Raw genomic sequence first — 14809 nt, forward strand, 5'->3', positions numbered from 1 at the left:
GATGAAGAAAACCCTGCTCGCCGTGGCCTGCTGCATCGCCTCCGCCGCGGTGTCCGCCGCCGGCGGCAACATCAACAACGGCAAGGCCCTGGCCGACAAGTACGCCTGCGCCACCTGCCATGGCAAGGATTACAACTCGCCGATCGACCCGAGCTATCCGAAGCTGGCTGGCCAGCACAAGGATTACCTGGCCCACGCGCTGGTCGCCTACAAGCGCGGCGACGGCCCGAACGGCCGCAACAACCCGATCATGGGCGGGCTGGTGAAGCCCCTGTCGAACAAGGATATCGAAGACCTGGCGGCGTATTTCCACAGCCTGCCGGGGTCGATGGTCATCAAGCGGTAATTCTTGTTGCCGATACATTGAAAGCGCATGCATTCACCCCAAAAGCGAAGGGCTGGGGTCAGGAAGGAATGCTGGCCTGCATGCCAGCATCGTTCCGCAGGCGCGAAGCATGCTTCGCGAAACCCCTGCCTCACCCCGCCGGGGCGTAGCCGGGGTTTCAAGGAGCATCGCTCCTTGCCGGCGTAGCGGTACTGGCCTACCAGCCAGTACTCCACCCTGACCCCGGAATTTGCACTTGGGGTGGGCTTATCTAAGCGGCATCAGGGACGACCCCATTTTCCAGGCAACTTTCACTGCTGCACGCGGCGCTTCACGGCGTCGATGTACGCATCCCCGTCCGGCGGCAGCCCGCTGCGCTGCGACTTCCAGATCATCTCCCCCAGGCATTCCATGATTTCATGCTGCGCCTCGTGCGTGGAATCGCGCTTTTTCGACAACGCTTCGTAGGCGGCGCGGATGCCGCGCGGGGAATCGATCGAGACCTGCTCGGAAATCGACAGGTGCATCGCCAGGTGCAGGAAGGGATTGGCTTCGCCGCCTTCCACCGAGTAATCGCGCGCCAGCGCCGCGTCCACGTCGGCGAGCGCCGCATCGTACTCGGGATGCAGCCGCACCCAGTCCAGCGCCATCGCTTCGAGCGGCGTCAGGATTTCATGGGCGCGGTCCTTGCGGAACACTTCGCAGAAGAAGCGGCGGACGTCGTGGGAGGAGGGGGTGAACATGGCTGGCGGAAGGCGTGCGGGGATGGGCGGACATTGTACAAAGAAATGCCGGCGCATGCGGTAGACAGTCAAAAACGGCGCCGGACGCGGGGCGGGGAGATCCCGTGCCGGACAGCCGTGCAAGGAAAAACCGGTGTCCGACACCCTGCCGGAGGCAGGATGTCCGACACCAGTGCATCTGGCGGCGCCGGATCGGCGAACGTCAGCGCTTGCCGGACGTCGCCAGCGCCGCGCCGTCGCAACCGACCAGCTCCTGTGGCGGCGCCGCCACCGTCTGCTGCTGGGGCCGCTGGCCCTGCTGGCCGCGGCCATGCGGCTGGCGCAGGTAGCGCGACGAATGGCGGCGTTCGCCGTGCGCGGGCCAGGTGAGGAACCTGGATAATTCCTGCAGCGCGCGCTGGTACACCTCGCGCTTGAACTCGATGACCACGTCCAGCGGCACCCAGTATTCGTGCCAGCGCCAGGCGTCGAATTCAGGGTGGTCGGTCAGGCGCAGGTTCACTTCATTGTCGCGCGCACACATGCGCAGCAAGAACCAGATCTGCTTCTGGCCACGGTAATGGCCGCGGATCTCGCGCTTGATGAAATGGTCCGGTACCTCGTAACGCAGCCAGTCGCGCGTGCGGCCCACGATTTTCACGTGTTCCGGGCGCAAGCCGATTTCTTCCTGCAACTCCCGATACATTGCCTGCTCGGGTGTTTCGCCGTACTTGATTCCTCCTTGCGGAAATTGCCATGAGTGCTCGCGCACCCGCTTGCCCCACCACACCTCGTTATGCGAGTTGAGCAGGATGATGCCGACGTTGGGGCGGAACCCTTCCCGATCGAGCATAGTGCACCTCAAACTTTCTGCGTGCCGACGCAGCCCCCACCTATCTTCTTACATTTTTGCCCATGATTCCGCGTGCCGGCAGCGCCCCCCGGGTAGGGAAGCAGCCGGCGCGACCGCGGTTGAAGGCCGCGGCCTGGCGCGCCGTTGAACGCGCGGTTGGCCACGCAGTTGCGCAGATTGTATAAATGATGGATGCATCAGCCAGCTAATCCTTTAAAATTAGGTTGATTATAACCCTCTCTTTTTGAAAAGAATTCACAGATATGCGTGCGTCACGGTTTTTTATTTCCACACTCAAAGAGGCGCCTTCCGACGCCGAAATCGTCAGCCACAAACTGATGATGCGGGCCGGCATGATCAAGCGGCTGGGCTCGGGCATCTACACGTACATGCCGATGGGCCTGAAGGTGATCCGCAAGGTCGAGGCGATCGTGCGCGAGGAGATGAACCGCGCCGGCGCCATCGAGCTGCTGATGCCGCTGGTCCAGCCGGCCGAGCTGTGGCAGGAAACCGGCCGCTGGGACAAGATGGGGCCGGAACTGATGCGCGTAAAGGACCGGCATGGCCGCGAGTTCGCAATCCAGCCCACGTCCGAGGAAGTGATCACGGACGTGGTGCGCGGCGAGATCAAGTCGTACCGCCAGCTGCCGTTGAATTTTTACCACATCCAGACCAAGTTCCGCGACGAGCGCCGTCCCCGCTTCGGCCTGATGCGCGGCCGTGAATTCACGATGAAGGATGCGTACTCGTTCGACCGCGACCTGGAAGGCATGCAAAAGTCCTATCAGGTGATGTTCGATGCGTACACGAAGATCTTCACGCGCTTCGGCCTGAAGTTCCGTGCCGTGGCGGCCGACAACGGCGCCATCGGCGGTACCGGTTCGCATGAATTCCACGTGATCGCCAGCACCGGCGAAGATGCGCTGGTGTATTGCCCCACCTCCGACTACGCGGCCAATATGGAAGCGGCTGAGGCGGTAGCGTCGGGCACGCGCGCCGCGCCTTCCGCCGAGCTGGTGAAGACGGCCACGCCGAAGGCGGCCAAGTGCGAGGACGTGGCGAAACTGCTGGGCATCGACCTGTCGAAGACGGTGAAGACGATCGCCCTGACGGTGGAAACCGAGACTGACGGCAAACTGGATAAACAGTACTTCATGCTGCTGCTGCGCGGCGACCATGAACTGAACGAGATCAAGGCGGCGAAAGTGCCGGGCCTGCAGGGCGCCTACCGCTTCTCCACCGAAGCGGAAATCGCCGAAGTGTACGGCTGCAAGCCGGGTTACCTGGGCCCGATCGGTACCAAGGCCCCGGTTACGGTGGTGGCCGACCGCACCGTGGCCAACATGGCTGACTTCGTCACCGGTGCGAACGAGGAAGATTTCCACTTCACGGGCGCCAACTGGGGCCGCGACGTGGCCGAGCCGCACGTCACCGCCGACCTGCGCAACGTGGTCGAGGGCGATCCTTCGCCGGATGGCAAGGGCGTGCTGGCGATCGAGCGCGGCATCGAAGTGGGCCACGTGTTCCAGCTGGGTACCGCGTACTCGGCGGCGATGAACGCCACCTACCTCGATGAAAACGGCAAGCCGGCACCGCTGCAGATGGGTTGCTACGGCATCGGCGTCACGCGCATCCTGGGCGCGGCGATCGAGCAGAATTTCGACGACAAGGGCATCATCTGGCCGACCTCGATCGCCCCGTTCGAACTGGTGCTGTGCCCGATGGGTTACGACCGCAGCGAACTGGTGAAGGAAGAGACCGAGAAGCTGTACGCGGCGGCCCTGGCGGCCGGCATCGACGTGATCGTCGACGACCGCGGCCTGCGCCCGGGCGCCATGTTCGCCGACTGGGAACTGATCGGCGTGCCGCACCGGGTGGTGATCGGCGACCGTGGCCTGAAGGATGGCAACCTGGAATACCAGGGCCGCCGCGATACCGAGGCCACCAACGTGCCGGTGGCGGACATCGTGGCCTTCATCAAGGCCCGAGTGCAGCAATAATGAAGGTGGGCCGGGAAAGGCGCCGCTGGTGGGCGCGCCCCTTGCGCTGGTGGCACACGGTGGCCTTCGCCACCGGCGTGCTGTGCGCGCCGTTCGGCTTTGCCGGCAACCAGAAAGAGGAATCGCTGGCCGACTCGGTGCGGCTGGCGCTGTCCAACGCGATCCTCGATGCCCGTCCACCCAAGCCCGCGTTCACCAATCCGGCAGACCAGGCGCGCTACGATGCCTGGCTGGCCGACATGTCCGGCCGCCTGGCGCGCAAGCTGCCCGACGAGATGCATCGCCGCGAATTCCTGGAAACCGTGTGGTACGAGGCCCGCCGCGCCGGCCTCGAGCCTTCGCTCGTGCTGGGGCTGATCCAGGTGGAGTCGGCGTACCGCAAGTACGCCGTGTCGATCGTGGGCGCGCGCGGCTACATGCAGGTGATGCCGTTCTGGACCAACGTGATCGGCGACCGCGACCGCCGCAAGCTGTTCAACATGCAGACCAACCTGCGCTATGGCTGCGCGATCCTGCGCATGTACATCGACATGGAGCGGGGCGACCTGTTCCTGGCGCTGGGGCGCTACAACGGCAGCCGCGGCAAGCCGGCCTACCCGAACGCGGTGCTCAAAGCCTGGAATAACTGGCGCTGAGCCGGTATCGCCGGCGGTTCCTGTCGTGCCGGAACCGCCGGCGGTTGTACTGCTACGCCGGCATTGCCGGCGTCTTCTTCCTGTCATGCCTGCTTGTCAGTCGAACACCTGGAACTCGATGCCATCCTGCGCCGAGGCCACCAGGGAAGCCCGGTGCTCGGCCGACTCGCTGAATTCCACCAGCACGCTGGCGCGCGACGCGCCTTTTTGCAGCGCACCCAGCCAGAATGCCTCGCCGTTGAAATCCGGCGCGCGGTGCAGGACGTTGGCGTACAGCGCCGTGACGAATGCGGCATCGCCCAGGTTCGCGCCGTAGTGTTGCGCGAATTCGGCGGAGCCCACGAACTGGGCCGCCACATCCTGGAGCGTGGCGCCGTTGTCCAGGCCCGCGATCCAGAAGCCCAGCCCTTCCTGGTCCGGCAGGCGGTCGAACGCCGCCTGGTACAGCCGGTACGCCCGGCCGGCATGGCCATCGAGGTCGAGCGCCACCGCACCGTTCTGGAATTCGATGCGCTCCACGTCCACCAGCGTGATCGTGGTGCCCGTCGCCGCATTGCGCAGGTGCCAGCCACCTTCGAAGCTGGCGAGGTCGAACTGTTCGCGCACGCCGCCCACCAGCACGGTGTCGAACCCCGTGCCGCCATCGAACCGGTCGTCGCGATGCAGCGGCAGCGTGAAGCGGTCGTTGCCGGGAGTGCCGCTCAGTGGCAGCGTGTCGACCACGGTCACCGCGGCGCTTGCGCCGGAACCGAGCGTGACCTTCAGTGTCGCATCCGGATTGGCCGACAGGTCGTCGAGCAGGTGCACGCGCAACAGGGCCTTGCCATCCGCTCCCAGCGTGACCGTGCCCTCCAGGCCACCGGCCACGCGGTCCGCATCGATGCCGCTGATCGTGTAGGTCAGCTCCGGCCCGCCCTTCATCGCGCTGCCGGTCACGTCGAACTCCGCCCAGCCATTCTCGCTGGCCACGGCAGCGCGGGCGGCGATCGTGTAGCTTTGCGCCGTGCCGCCGCTGTCGCGGATGTAGGCGGTTCCGGCGTTGTCGTGGATCCATGCGTCGACACTGCCGTCGGGCAGCTCGATGACCAGCTGGAAGGTTTCCGTCGTCCCCTCCGCCGCGTGGTCCTGCACCAGTGGCACCGTGACGCGCTGTACCACGTCACCCGCGCCGAATGTCACCACGCCCCTGGCGGCGACATAATCGCTGCCGGCGCGCGCGGTGCCGTCCGCCGTATGCCATGAGAACGTCATCAGCGGCGACGTGGCCGGGCGGTCCAGTACCACGCTGAACGTGGCCGTGCCATGGGCTTCATCGACGGTGACGTCGCGCACCGACGCGGCCGGTACCCTGCTGATGGCAGGGTCGCCTTCGGTGACGGTGAAGCTGGCCAGCGTCGCACCCGCCGCGGTCGACAGGTTGTGCGGGGTGGCGAGCGCCAGTTCGTAAGCCTTGTCCGCCACGAAGGGCGTGCCCTCGCCGACCGGCACGCGCACCGTCTGCAGCGTGGTGCCCGGTTCGAATTCGACGCTGCCGACAAAGCGCACCGTCGCCTTCGTCTGCGCATCCAGCAATACCAGTCCGGCGCTCACGCGTTCCGGCGCGGCTGCCGACAGGGTCAGCGTGAACTCGGCATAGCCTTCGTTGCCGCCCACCGTCACGCTGCCGGCGGTCAGCGCCGGCGTGCTGGCCGCCGGCAGGTCGCTGCGGCCGATCCACGCTTCGCCGGGTGTCGTGCTGACCACCACGAACCCGGCGCCGGGCCCGGTGGGATTGGTGGCAAGGTGCAGCTGGAACATCTCGGCCTGTTCGGCCAGCGCGTCGTCGCGCAGCGCAACGGTCACGTATTTGACCTGCTCGCCCGCGGCGAAATGCACGGTACCCCACCCGGCCTGGTAGTCGCCACCCAGCGGATCGGCAACGGCGCTGCCGTCCCCGGTGGCATAGCGCACCGAGACGGGTGCTTCCACCGGCTTGTCGAGCGTGACCGCGAAAGTCACCAGCCCCGCCGTTTCATCGACCGATACCGTGCCCACGGAAAGCAGCGACTTGACGATGCCGTTGGCCATCATGTCGTTGTCGAGCACCGTCCCGGTGGCACCGGAACGTTCGGCGCGGGCGCCCGCCACGGCGGAAGTCTCGAGCACGATGTTGCGGGCATCGCGGACGCCGGTATCGTCCGCGATGGGCAGGCGGATCACATGCTGGGTCGCGCCGGCGGGAATCGTCACCCGGGACTCGGCGAGCAACTGGCCGGGATTGTCCGCCGCATAAGCCTTGTAGCTGAAGCTGACCGCGCCGGCGCTCGGCGCACTCAGCGTTGCCACGAACTCCAGGTAGCCCTTGCCTTCGTCGGTCACCACGTCCGCGATGCGCAGGTAGGGCGACAGGGTAGCGGCTTCCTGGCCGCCCAGCAGGGCCTGGCCGACCGCGTCGCCGACCGTCACCGTGCGGGCGCCCGGGCCATGCAGCGCGCCGAGCCGCAGGCCGAACCATTCCGCGCCCTGCGCGTCCGCGGCGGCCAGCGGGATCGACACGACCTGCGTGGTTTGCCCGGCGGCGAAATGCAGCGTGCCGGCCTTGGCCATGTAATCGCCGCGCACGCCGGCATACGCGCTGCCGTTGATGGTGTCGTAGTCGACGCTGAATGGCTGGGCGACCGCCTGGTTCAGCGTGACGGTGAACGTGGCGAAATGGGTGGAGCGGTCGACCTGGATATCGCCAACCGACAGCAGGGGCGGCTGGGCAGCGACGATGGGGGAGGAAACTTGGCTGGACACGGCATCTCCTTTGTCTTGTGGGGAATGCCATCATCGATAAAAATAAGCTTTTTGGCAACTTATTAAATGCAAGTTGTCATCAGCCGGAGCACAGGAGCGGCCTGGAAAGCGGCGCTGAAAGCGAACAGCGCCAAATTTGACGACGACGCCTGCCTGGTGACAAGGCCTGCTCAGCGACGATGCCTGTTTAAAGCGAACAGCGCCAAAAAAAAATGCCCCGGGGTTTTCACGCCGGGGCGATTACAACCGGGCTGGCCGGTACATGGTCAGCTCAGGTGATCGGAAATCAGCTTCGTCATTTCAAACATGGAAACCTGGGCCTTGCCGCCGAAGACAGCTTTCAGCTTGTCGTCCGCGTTGATCATGCGGCGGTTGGCAGCGTCCTGCAGGTTGTGCTTCTTGATGTATTCCCAGACTTTCTTCGTGACTTCCGTGCGTGGCAGCGGGGAGGCGCCTACTACCGGAGACAGCTGTGCGGACGGAGTCATCTCTTTCATGAATGCTGCATTGGGCTTGCGTGCTGCGGGTTCTGCCTTTTTCGCTGCCGGCTTGGCTGCAGCTTTCGCTGGAGCGGCGGCCTTCTTTGCCGGAGCCGCTTTGGTCGCGGCTTTCTTGGCAGGTGCTGCCGTGGATTTCTTGGCTGTTGCCATATTCGAGCCTCCTTAACAAACACAGGGAAATTTGCGCACTACAATCGCACGGCTAATATTGGTGGGCTTTTTACAAGGATGCAAGCGTTTTTCGTCTTATTTGTGGGAAACGGCACGTAAAGAAAGGTTAATAATGGCAAAAACCGCCGCTGGGCTTGCGCACAGGGCGGTTAGAAGGAAGAAACGCCCGTGGTATCAGGCTTTGCGGGCGCGGAACACAGTCGCTGGGACTGTGCTGCAACGTGGTCAGGGCAAGGCGCGGCGACGCAGACAGTACTCAGGTACGGCAAGTCGCCGCGCCGCCGCCATGGCCGCGTTTCAGCGCAGGCCGATTAGCGCATGCCCGGCATCATGCCCTTCATGGATCGCATCATCTTCATCAGGCCGCCGCCCTGCAGTTTCTTCATCATCGTCTGCATCTGCTCGAACTGGTTCAGCATGCGGTTGACTTCCTGCACCTGCACGCCGGCGCCGGCCGCGATGCGGCGCTTGCGGGCCGCCTTGATCAGGTCGGGCTTGGCGCGTTCGGCCGGCGTCATCGAATCGATGATGCCGACCATGCGGCGCACCTGCTTTTCCGCCTGGTCCATGTTGGCGTTGCCGGCCGCCTGCTGGAACTGCGCCGGCAGCTTGTCGACCAGGCCGGCCATGCCGCCCATCTTCTTCATCTGGCCCAGCTGCGCCTTGAAGTCGTTCATGTCGAACTTGCCGCCCGCCTTGACCTTCGCGGCCAGGTCCGCCGCCGCTTTCGCATCGACGCCCTTGCGCGCTTCTTCCACCAGCGCGAGGATGTCGCCCATGCCGAGGATACGGTTGGCCATCCGCGCCGGATCGAACGCTTCCAGGCCGTCGAGCTTCTCGGACACCCCGGCGAACTTGATCGGCTTGCCGGTGATATGGCGCACGGACAGCGCCGCGCCGCCGCGCGAATCGCCATCGAGCTTGGTCAGCACGATGCCGGTCAGCGGCAGCGCGTCATTGAAGGCCTTGGCCGTGTTGATCGCATCCTGGCCCAGCATGGCGTCGACCACGAACAGCGTCTCGACCGGCTTCACGGCGCCGTGCACGGCGGCGATTTCCTTCATCATCTCTTCGTCGATGCCCAGGCGGCCGGCGGTGTCGATGATCAGCACGTCGTGGTAATGCTTCTTCGCCCAGTCCAGCGCGGAGAGGGCGATATCCACCGGCTTGTCCTGCGCGGTGGACGGGAAGAAGTCGGCGCCGGCCTGGCCGGTCACGGACTGCAGCTGCGCGATCGCCGCTGGGCGGTACACGTCGGCCGAGACGGTCAGCACTTTTTTCTTCTTCTGCTCGCGCAGGTACTTGGCCAGCTTGCCGACGGTGGTGGTTTTACCCACACCCTGCAGGCCGGCCATCAGGATGATCGCCGGCGGCTGCTGCGCGAAGCTCAGTTGCGCCGCTTCGGGGCCGAGGTCGGCGCCCATCAGCGCGCCCAGCTCGCGCTGCACCACGCCCACCAGCGCCTGGCCCGGCGACAGCGAACCCACCACTTCCTCGCCCAGCGCTTTTTCCTTTACCTTGCCGATGAATTCGCGCACCGCGGGCAGCGCCACGTCGGCCTCGAGCAGGGCAAGGCGTACTTCGCGCAGCATCTCGGCGGTGTTGGCTTCGGTCAGGCGGGCCTCGCCGCGCATGGTCTTGACGACCTTGGCGAGGCGTTGAGTCAGATTGTCTAGCATGTCGGGTGATCAGTAAGAGAGGCGGGCAGCTGCCCGGAAACCGTGCCATTTTACATGAGTGCGGAGGGCGCGGGTCCGGCGCGGGGAAGCCGGCGATGCTCTCCAATTGTCACAGCCGTGCACACTCCATGAGAACATTTGTCATTTCTGATTGACAACTATTCAAGGCGCCTGCATCGTGCTCGTTCACTTCAATCTCACCATCATGGGGAGCATCATGAGCAGCATACATAGCGGCGGTGCAGCGGTACGGCAGGTAGACCCGGAAAGCCGGGAAGAAGGCTTTGCCTTTACCGCCTCGGGCAGCGAGTATTTCCGGATCTGGATCGTCAACCTGTTCCTGTCGGTCGTCACGCTGGGCATCTATACGGCCTGGGCCAAGGTGCGGCGCAACCAGTATTTTTACGCCAACACGCGGCTGGCAGGCGGCGGCTTCGAGTACCACGCCAAGCCGCTCACGATCCTGAAGGGGCGCATCGTGATGATGGTCCTGTTCGGCGCCTACGCGCTGGCGGGCAAGGTGTCGCCGATGCTCGGCCTGGGCATCCTGCTGGTGATCTGGGCCGTGATGCCGTGGCTGCTCTGGAAAAGCCTGCAGTTCGCGCTGTATAACAGCAGCTACCGCGGCATCCGCTTCAGTTTCAAGGGCAGCGCGAAGGAAGCCTACCTGTATTTCCTGGTGCTGCCGCTGCTGGGCGTACTGACCCTGGGCCTGCTGTACCCGTTCGCCCACCAGCGCCTCAAGCGCTTCCAGCACACCAGCAGCCACTTCGGCACCATGCCGTTCTCGTTCGACGCGCGGGTGGGCAGCTTCTACAAGGCCTACCTGGGGCTGTTCGCCGTATGGGTGGCGGCTGGCGTGACCACCACGATCGTGCTGACGTCCATCGTCGAGATGCCGGCCCTCGGCATGCTGATGTGGGTGCCGATGATCCTGTATCCCTTCTTCATCTGCAGTGCCCTGGTGTTCGCAACCCTCCTGCAGAACCTGATCTGGAACCACACGCAGCTGGGCGGCCATGCCTTCCGCTCCACGATGCGGGGCAAGGAAGTCATCTGGATCTACCTGACCAACGCGCTTGGAATCATCTGCACGCTGGGCCTGTTCATCCCGTTCGCCACCGTGCGCCTGATGAAGTATCGCCTGGAATCCACGTCGCTGGTGGTCAACGGCAGCCTGGACGACATCGTCGCCGGCGAGCGGATGCACGTCAGCCCGCTCGGCGACGGCGCGGCCGACCTGGCCGACTTCGACCTGGCGCTGTAAGGCATGGAGACGGGCCTGGCCGGCAGCTATTTCGACGGCACCACGTCGCGCGCGCACCGTGTCACGCTGGCCGTGCGCGACGGCGCCGTGCACCTGGAGGGCGACGTGGAACGCAGCACGCCGCTGTGGGAGATGCGCGTGGCCGAGCGCATCGCCCGCGCGCCGCGCAAGCTGACGTTTCCCGACGAAGCCACCTTCGAGGCGGACGACCAGGCGGCGCTCGACACGCTGCTGCACGCCACTGGCCACCGCGACAGCATGGTGGTGCGTGCCCAGCAAAGCTGGCGCGGCACGCTGGTGGCGCTGTGCGTCACGAGCTGCATGCTGGTGCTGGGCTACCTGTTCGTGCTGCCGGCCGGCGCCGACCTGCTGGCGCACAACCTGCCCGTAGCGGTCGAGCGCCAGATGGGCAAGGGCACGCTGGCGCTGCTGGACCGGCACGTGTTCTCGCCCAGCCGGCTGCCCGCGGCGCGGCGCGGCGAACTGGCGGCGCGCTTCGCACGGCTGGTGCCGCCGGGCACGGCCGACGGACTGGCCGGCGGGCCGGCGCCGGACTGGCAACTGGTGTTCCGCAAGAGCCGCATCGGCCCGAACGCGTTCGCGCTGCCATCCGGCCACATCGTGATGACCGACGAGATGGTGGAATTGCTCGGTGACGATGGCGCCGTGATGGCCACGCTGGCGCACGAACTGGGCCACCTGCATGGCCGCCACCTGACACGGCGGCTGATCCAGGGTTCCATCGTTGGCGCGGCCAGCCTGCTGATCTCCGGCGACGCCAGCTCGCTGGTGGCCGGCCTGCCGGCGCTGGCGCTGGACCTGCATTATTCACGCGATGCGGAACGCGAGGCCGACGATTACGCCGTCGCGCTGCTGGAGAGGAACGGCTTGCCGCTGGCGCACATGGAGAAAGTGTTTTCAGCGCTGCAGGGCCTGCAGGAGGAAGGCATCCAGGTGCCGGCCTACCTGTCCAGCCATCCCGATACAGCCGAACGGCTGGCGCGCGTGCGCCAGCATGGTCGCTACAAGCAATGAATTCCTCGCGTTTGAACGGCAGGGCTTGCTATGATGGCCCCGCTGTTCAAACAATCGGGGAGACGCGGATGAAGCTGAAGTCGATGGTGGCAATGGTGGTAACGGCGGGCATGGCGCTCGGCGCGGTCCAGGGTGCGCAGGCGCAGGACGTGGTCAGGCTGGGCAACCTGAAGTTCGCCCACTATGGGGCGGTTTCCTATATCAAGGAAATCGCGCCGAAGTGCGGCATCAAGGTCGAGGAGCACGTGTTCGCCAAGGGGCTGGACGTGATGCAGGCAATCATTGCCGGTGAACTCGACGTGGGCGCCACGGCGTCGGAGGCGGCCATCTCGGGCCGCGCGGGCGGGGCGCCGATCTACGTGGTGGCCGGCTTCGCCAAGGGCGGCGCGCGGCTGGTCGGCCGCACCGACCTGGCCATGAAGTCGATCAAGGACCTGAAAGGCAAGCGCGTGGGCGTCACGCGCGGCGGCATCCAGGAAGTGCTGCTGCTGGCCGAGCTGCAGCAGGCCGGGCTGACCGCTTCCGACCAGCCGGGCAAGGACGTGCGCCTGGTGTTCCTGGCCTACGCCGACCTCAATCAGGCGCTGCTGGGCAAGAACATCGACGCGATGATGCAATCCGAACCCCAGTCCTCGCAAGCCATCAACAAGGGCTTCGGCAACGAGATCATGAAGCCGTACAACACGCCGATCGGCGAGCCGGTGCGCACCATGGTGATGACGGAAAAGTTCTACAAGGAGCGCCGGCCGGTGGCCGAGAAGTTCATGCGCTGCTTCGTCGAAGCGACCAGGACCTTCATCGACAACAAGGCCGTGGCCGAGAAATACGTGCGCGAGGTGGTGTTCAAGGGGCAGATCACCAAGGACGATTTCGAGGATGCAATCGGCAATTCGCCCTATGTGCACGACATTTCGGTGGAACACATCCAGACCACCACGGACGTGATGGTGAAGACCGGCGTCGGCCGCATGAGCCGCCCGCCGGTGGCGAAGGACTGGGTCAAGACCGACCTGCTGGAGGGGGCCCGCAAGAGCCTCGGCATCAAGTAAGGGGGCGGCATGGCGCGCATCGACTGGCGGGAAGCCGGCATCGGCATGGTGGTGCCGGTGGTCCTGATCGCCGCATGGCAGCTGTTCTCCAGCATGGGGTGGGTCAATCCCCAGGTGCTGCCGTCGCCCTGGGCGGTGGTGACGAAGTGGGTCGAGTACCTGCTGCCGCTGCAGCCGCACGACCCGGCCACGCAATCGTGGCTGGCGTGGGCCTTTTCCGGGGAGCTGATCCACGATTCGCTGGGCTCTCTATATAGAGTGGCGGTCGGTTTCCTGATCGGCGCCGGGCTGGCGCTGCCGATCGGCCTGTCGATGGGCGCCAGCCCGCGCGTGTATGCCTGGCTCAATCCGCTGGTGCAGCTGCTGCGGCCGATTCCGCCGATCGCCTATATTCCGCTGTCGATCCTGTGGTTCGGCCTGGGCAATCCGCCGGCCGTGTTTCTCATCGCGCTGGGCGCGTTCTTCCCGGTGCTGATGAACACGATCGCCGGGGTGCGCCAGGTCGACGGCATCTATATCCGCGCGGCGCGCAACCTGGGCGCCTCGGGCAGCACGCTGTTCCTGCGCGTGATGCTGCCGGCCGCCGTGCCGTATATCCTGTCGGGCGTGCGCATCGGCATCGGCACGGCGTTCATCGTCGTCATCGTGGCCGAGATGATCGCCGTCAGCAACGGGCTGGGGTTCCGCATCACCGAGGCGCGCGAGTACTTCTGGTCCGACAAGATCATTGCGGGCATGCTGACCATCGGCGTGATCGGGCTGGCCATCGACGTGGGCGTGAACCGCCTGAACAACCACCTGCTGCGCTGGCACCGCGGCCTGGAGAACTGACATGGACCTGGAAAAGAACGATGCGCACATCGTCGTGGCGGGCGTGAGCAAGGTGTTCGCCACCGGTGGCGGGCGCGAAGTCGTGGCCTTGCAGGATATCGGCCTGGCCATCCCGCGCGGCCAGTTCGTCTGCCTGCTGGGCCCTTCCGGCTGCGGCAAGTCGACCTTGCTGAACGCGGTGGCCGGCTTCGCGCTGCCTTCCACCGGCACCATCACCGCCGACGGCCAGCCGGTCACGGCGCCCGGCCCCGAGCGGGGCATGGTGTTCCAGGAATACGCGCTGTTCCCGTGGATGACGGTCGAGGACAACATCGCCTTCGGCCTGGAAATCAAGGGCCAGCCGAAAGCGGCGATCCGCGCCACCGTCGACAAGCTGCTGGCGATGCTGTCGCTGGCCGACTTCCGGCAGCGCTATCCGAAGGACCTGTCCGGCGGCATGCGCCAGCGCGTGGCGATCGCCCGCGTGCTGGCCCTCGATTCGCCGATCATGCTGATGGATGAGCCATTCGGCGCGCTCGACGCGCTCACCCGCCGCAACCTGCAGGACGAGCTGCTGCGCATCTGGTCCGAACTGAAGAAGACGATCATCTTCGTCACGCACTCGATCGAGGAAGCGATCTACCTGGCCGACCGCATCGTGGTGATGACCTACCGCCCCGGCACGATCAAGCGCGACATCCTGGTCGACCTGCCGCGCCTGCGCGACCCCGCCGGCGCCGACTTCAATGCCTTGAAGCGCGAGCTGGGGCAGCTGGTGATGGAAGAGCAGCAGCGGCATCATCATGACGAGCTGCGGCTGGCGGCGGTGGATTAGCGTTGGCCCTGGTGTCGGACATTTTTTCTGGATGGTGTTCCCAGAAAAATTGTCGGACACCGGTTTTCGCATGATCGGCGCGCAGGCTCCACGAAAACCGGTATCTGACACCATTATCCCTTGGATAATGGTGTCAGATACCGGACTTCG

Annotated in this window: 13 protein-coding genes; 8 read left to right on the forward strand and 5 right to left on the reverse strand. The window is 65.3% G+C overall.

The window, feature by feature from the left end; all coding sequences use genetic code 11:
• Position 1 precedes the first annotated feature (1 nt).
• Positions 2–346: a c-type cytochrome gene (locus tag EYF70_RS02040; RefSeq protein ID WP_131143905.1), complete on the forward strand. Its 345-nt coding sequence runs from the start codon at positions 2–4 to the stop codon at positions 344–346.
• A gap of 290 nt (positions 347–636) precedes the next feature.
• Here EYF70_RS02040 and EYF70_RS02045 read toward each other — a convergent pair whose 3' ends face one another.
• Both EYF70_RS02045 and EYF70_RS02050 read right to left on the reverse strand, forming a co-directional pair.
• Positions 637–1068, reverse strand: coding sequence for a DUF1841 family protein (locus EYF70_RS02045; RefSeq protein WP_131143906.1), 432 nt, complete (start codon positions 1066–1068; stop codon positions 637–639).
• A gap of 202 nt (positions 1069–1270) precedes the next feature.
• Positions 1271–1900 (reverse strand): RNA pyrophosphohydrolase, encoded by a 630-nt coding sequence (locus EYF70_RS02050; RefSeq protein WP_131143907.1) that lies wholly within the window; start codon positions 1898–1900, stop codon positions 1271–1273.
• A gap of 263 nt (positions 1901–2163) precedes the next feature.
• Here EYF70_RS02050 and EYF70_RS02055 point away from each other — a divergent pair, with 263 nt between their 5' ends.
• Both EYF70_RS02055 and EYF70_RS02060 read left to right on the forward strand, forming a co-directional pair.
• Positions 2164–3900, forward strand: a complete 1737-nt coding sequence (locus EYF70_RS02055) for a proline--tRNA ligase (RefSeq protein ID WP_131143908.1) — start codon at positions 2164–2166, stop codon at positions 3898–3900.
• Positions 3900–4535, forward strand: coding sequence for a lytic transglycosylase domain-containing protein (locus tag EYF70_RS02060; RefSeq protein ID WP_131143909.1), 636 nt, complete (start codon positions 3900–3902; stop codon positions 4533–4535). Before EYF70_RS02055 ends, EYF70_RS02060 begins: the two co-directional genes overlap by 1 nt.
• A gap of 96 nt (positions 4536–4631) precedes the next feature.
• Here the strand turns inward: EYF70_RS02060 and EYF70_RS02065 are convergent, their stop codons facing one another.
• From EYF70_RS02065 to ffh, 3 genes are all read right to left on the reverse strand, one after another.
• A complete protein-coding gene (locus tag EYF70_RS02065) occupies positions 4632–7313 on the reverse strand; it encodes a Calx-beta domain-containing protein (protein WP_131143910.1) in 2682 nt (893 codons plus the stop codon).
• A gap of 266 nt (positions 7314–7579) precedes the next feature.
• The gene (locus EYF70_RS02070; RefSeq protein ID WP_130187556.1) at positions 7580–7963 is read right to left on the reverse strand and encodes an SWIB/MDM2 domain-containing protein; all 384 of its coding nucleotides are present in this window, start codon (positions 7961–7963) and stop codon (positions 7580–7582) included.
• Between the two features lie 332 nt (positions 7964–8295).
• Complete coding sequence (gene ffh / locus EYF70_RS02075) at positions 8296–9663, reverse strand: signal recognition particle protein (protein ID WP_131143911.1); 1368 nt, start codon at positions 9661–9663, stop codon at positions 8296–8298.
• A 217-nt stretch (positions 9664–9880) separates the two neighbouring features.
• On the opposite strand from ffh, the gene EYF70_RS02080 reads away from it, so the two are divergent.
• From EYF70_RS02080 to EYF70_RS02100, 5 genes are all read left to right on the forward strand, one after another.
• Positions 9881–10930, forward strand: a complete 1050-nt coding sequence (locus tag EYF70_RS02080) for a YjgN family protein (protein ID WP_131143912.1) — start codon at positions 9881–9883, stop codon at positions 10928–10930.
• A 3-nt stretch (positions 10931–10933) separates the two neighbouring features.
• On the forward strand, positions 10934–11965 hold the full coding sequence (locus tag EYF70_RS02085; RefSeq protein ID WP_131143913.1) for a M48 family metallopeptidase: 1032 nt from the start codon (positions 10934–10936) through the stop codon (positions 11963–11965).
• An 83-nt stretch (positions 11966–12048) separates the two neighbouring features.
• On the forward strand, positions 12049–13014 hold the full coding sequence (locus tag EYF70_RS02090) for an ABC transporter substrate-binding protein (protein WP_229420975.1): 966 nt from the start codon (positions 12049–12051) through the stop codon (positions 13012–13014).
• Between the two features lie 9 nt (positions 13015–13023).
• A complete protein-coding gene (locus tag EYF70_RS02095) occupies positions 13024–13845 on the forward strand; it encodes an ABC transporter permease (protein WP_131143915.1) in 822 nt (273 codons plus the stop codon).
• 1 nt (position 13846) lies between these two features.
• Positions 13847–14659 carry an ABC transporter ATP-binding protein gene (locus EYF70_RS02100; protein WP_131143916.1) on the forward strand — a complete coding sequence of 271 codons (813 nt, stop codon included), beginning with the start codon at positions 13847–13849 and terminating at the stop codon, positions 14657–14659.
• Positions 14660–14809 lie beyond the last annotated feature (150 nt).

Origin of the sequence: Pseudoduganella albidiflava, from assembly GCF_004322755.1 — a bacterium.
Taxonomy (GTDB): domain Bacteria; phylum Pseudomonadota; class Gammaproteobacteria; order Burkholderiales; family Burkholderiaceae_D; genus Rugamonas; species Rugamonas albidiflava.

Bases quoted from the DNA above. Each gene is read 5' to 3' on its own strand.
- EYF70_RS02040 (WP_131143905.1), top strand. From the start codon at position 2: ATGAAGAAAACCCTGCTCGCCGTGGCCTGCTGCATCGCCTCCGCCGCG.
- EYF70_RS02045 (WP_131143906.1), bottom strand. From the start codon at position 1,068: ATGTTCACCCCCTCCTCCCACGACGTCCGCCGCTTCTTCTGCGAAGTG.
- EYF70_RS02050 (WP_131143907.1), bottom strand. From the start codon at position 1,900: ATGCTCGATCGGGAAGGGTTCCGCCCCAACGTCGGCATCATCCTGCTC.
- EYF70_RS02055 (WP_131143908.1), top strand. From the start codon at position 2,164: ATGCGTGCGTCACGGTTTTTTATTTCCACACTCAAAGAGGCGCCTTCC.
- EYF70_RS02060 (WP_131143909.1), top strand. From the start codon at position 3,900: ATGAAGGTGGGCCGGGAAAGGCGCCGCTGGTGGGCGCGCCCCTTGCGC.
- EYF70_RS02070 (WP_130187556.1), bottom strand. From the start codon at position 7,963: ATGGCAACAGCCAAGAAATCCACGGCAGCACCTGCCAAGAAAGCCGCG.
- ffh (WP_131143911.1), bottom strand. From the start codon at position 9,663: ATGCTAGACAATCTGACTCAACGCCTCGCCAAGGTCGTCAAGACCATG.
- EYF70_RS02080 (WP_131143912.1), top strand. From the start codon at position 9,881: ATGAGCAGCATACATAGCGGCGGTGCAGCGGTACGGCAGGTAGACCCG.
- EYF70_RS02085 (WP_131143913.1), top strand. From the start codon at position 10,934: ATGGAGACGGGCCTGGCCGGCAGCTATTTCGACGGCACCACGTCGCGC.
- EYF70_RS02090 (WP_229420975.1), top strand. From the start codon at position 12,049: ATGGTGGCAATGGTGGTAACGGCGGGCATGGCGCTCGGCGCGGTCCAG.
- EYF70_RS02095 (WP_131143915.1), top strand. From the start codon at position 13,024: ATGGCGCGCATCGACTGGCGGGAAGCCGGCATCGGCATGGTGGTGCCG.
- EYF70_RS02100 (WP_131143916.1), top strand. From the start codon at position 13,847: ATGGACCTGGAAAAGAACGATGCGCACATCGTCGTGGCGGGCGTGAGC.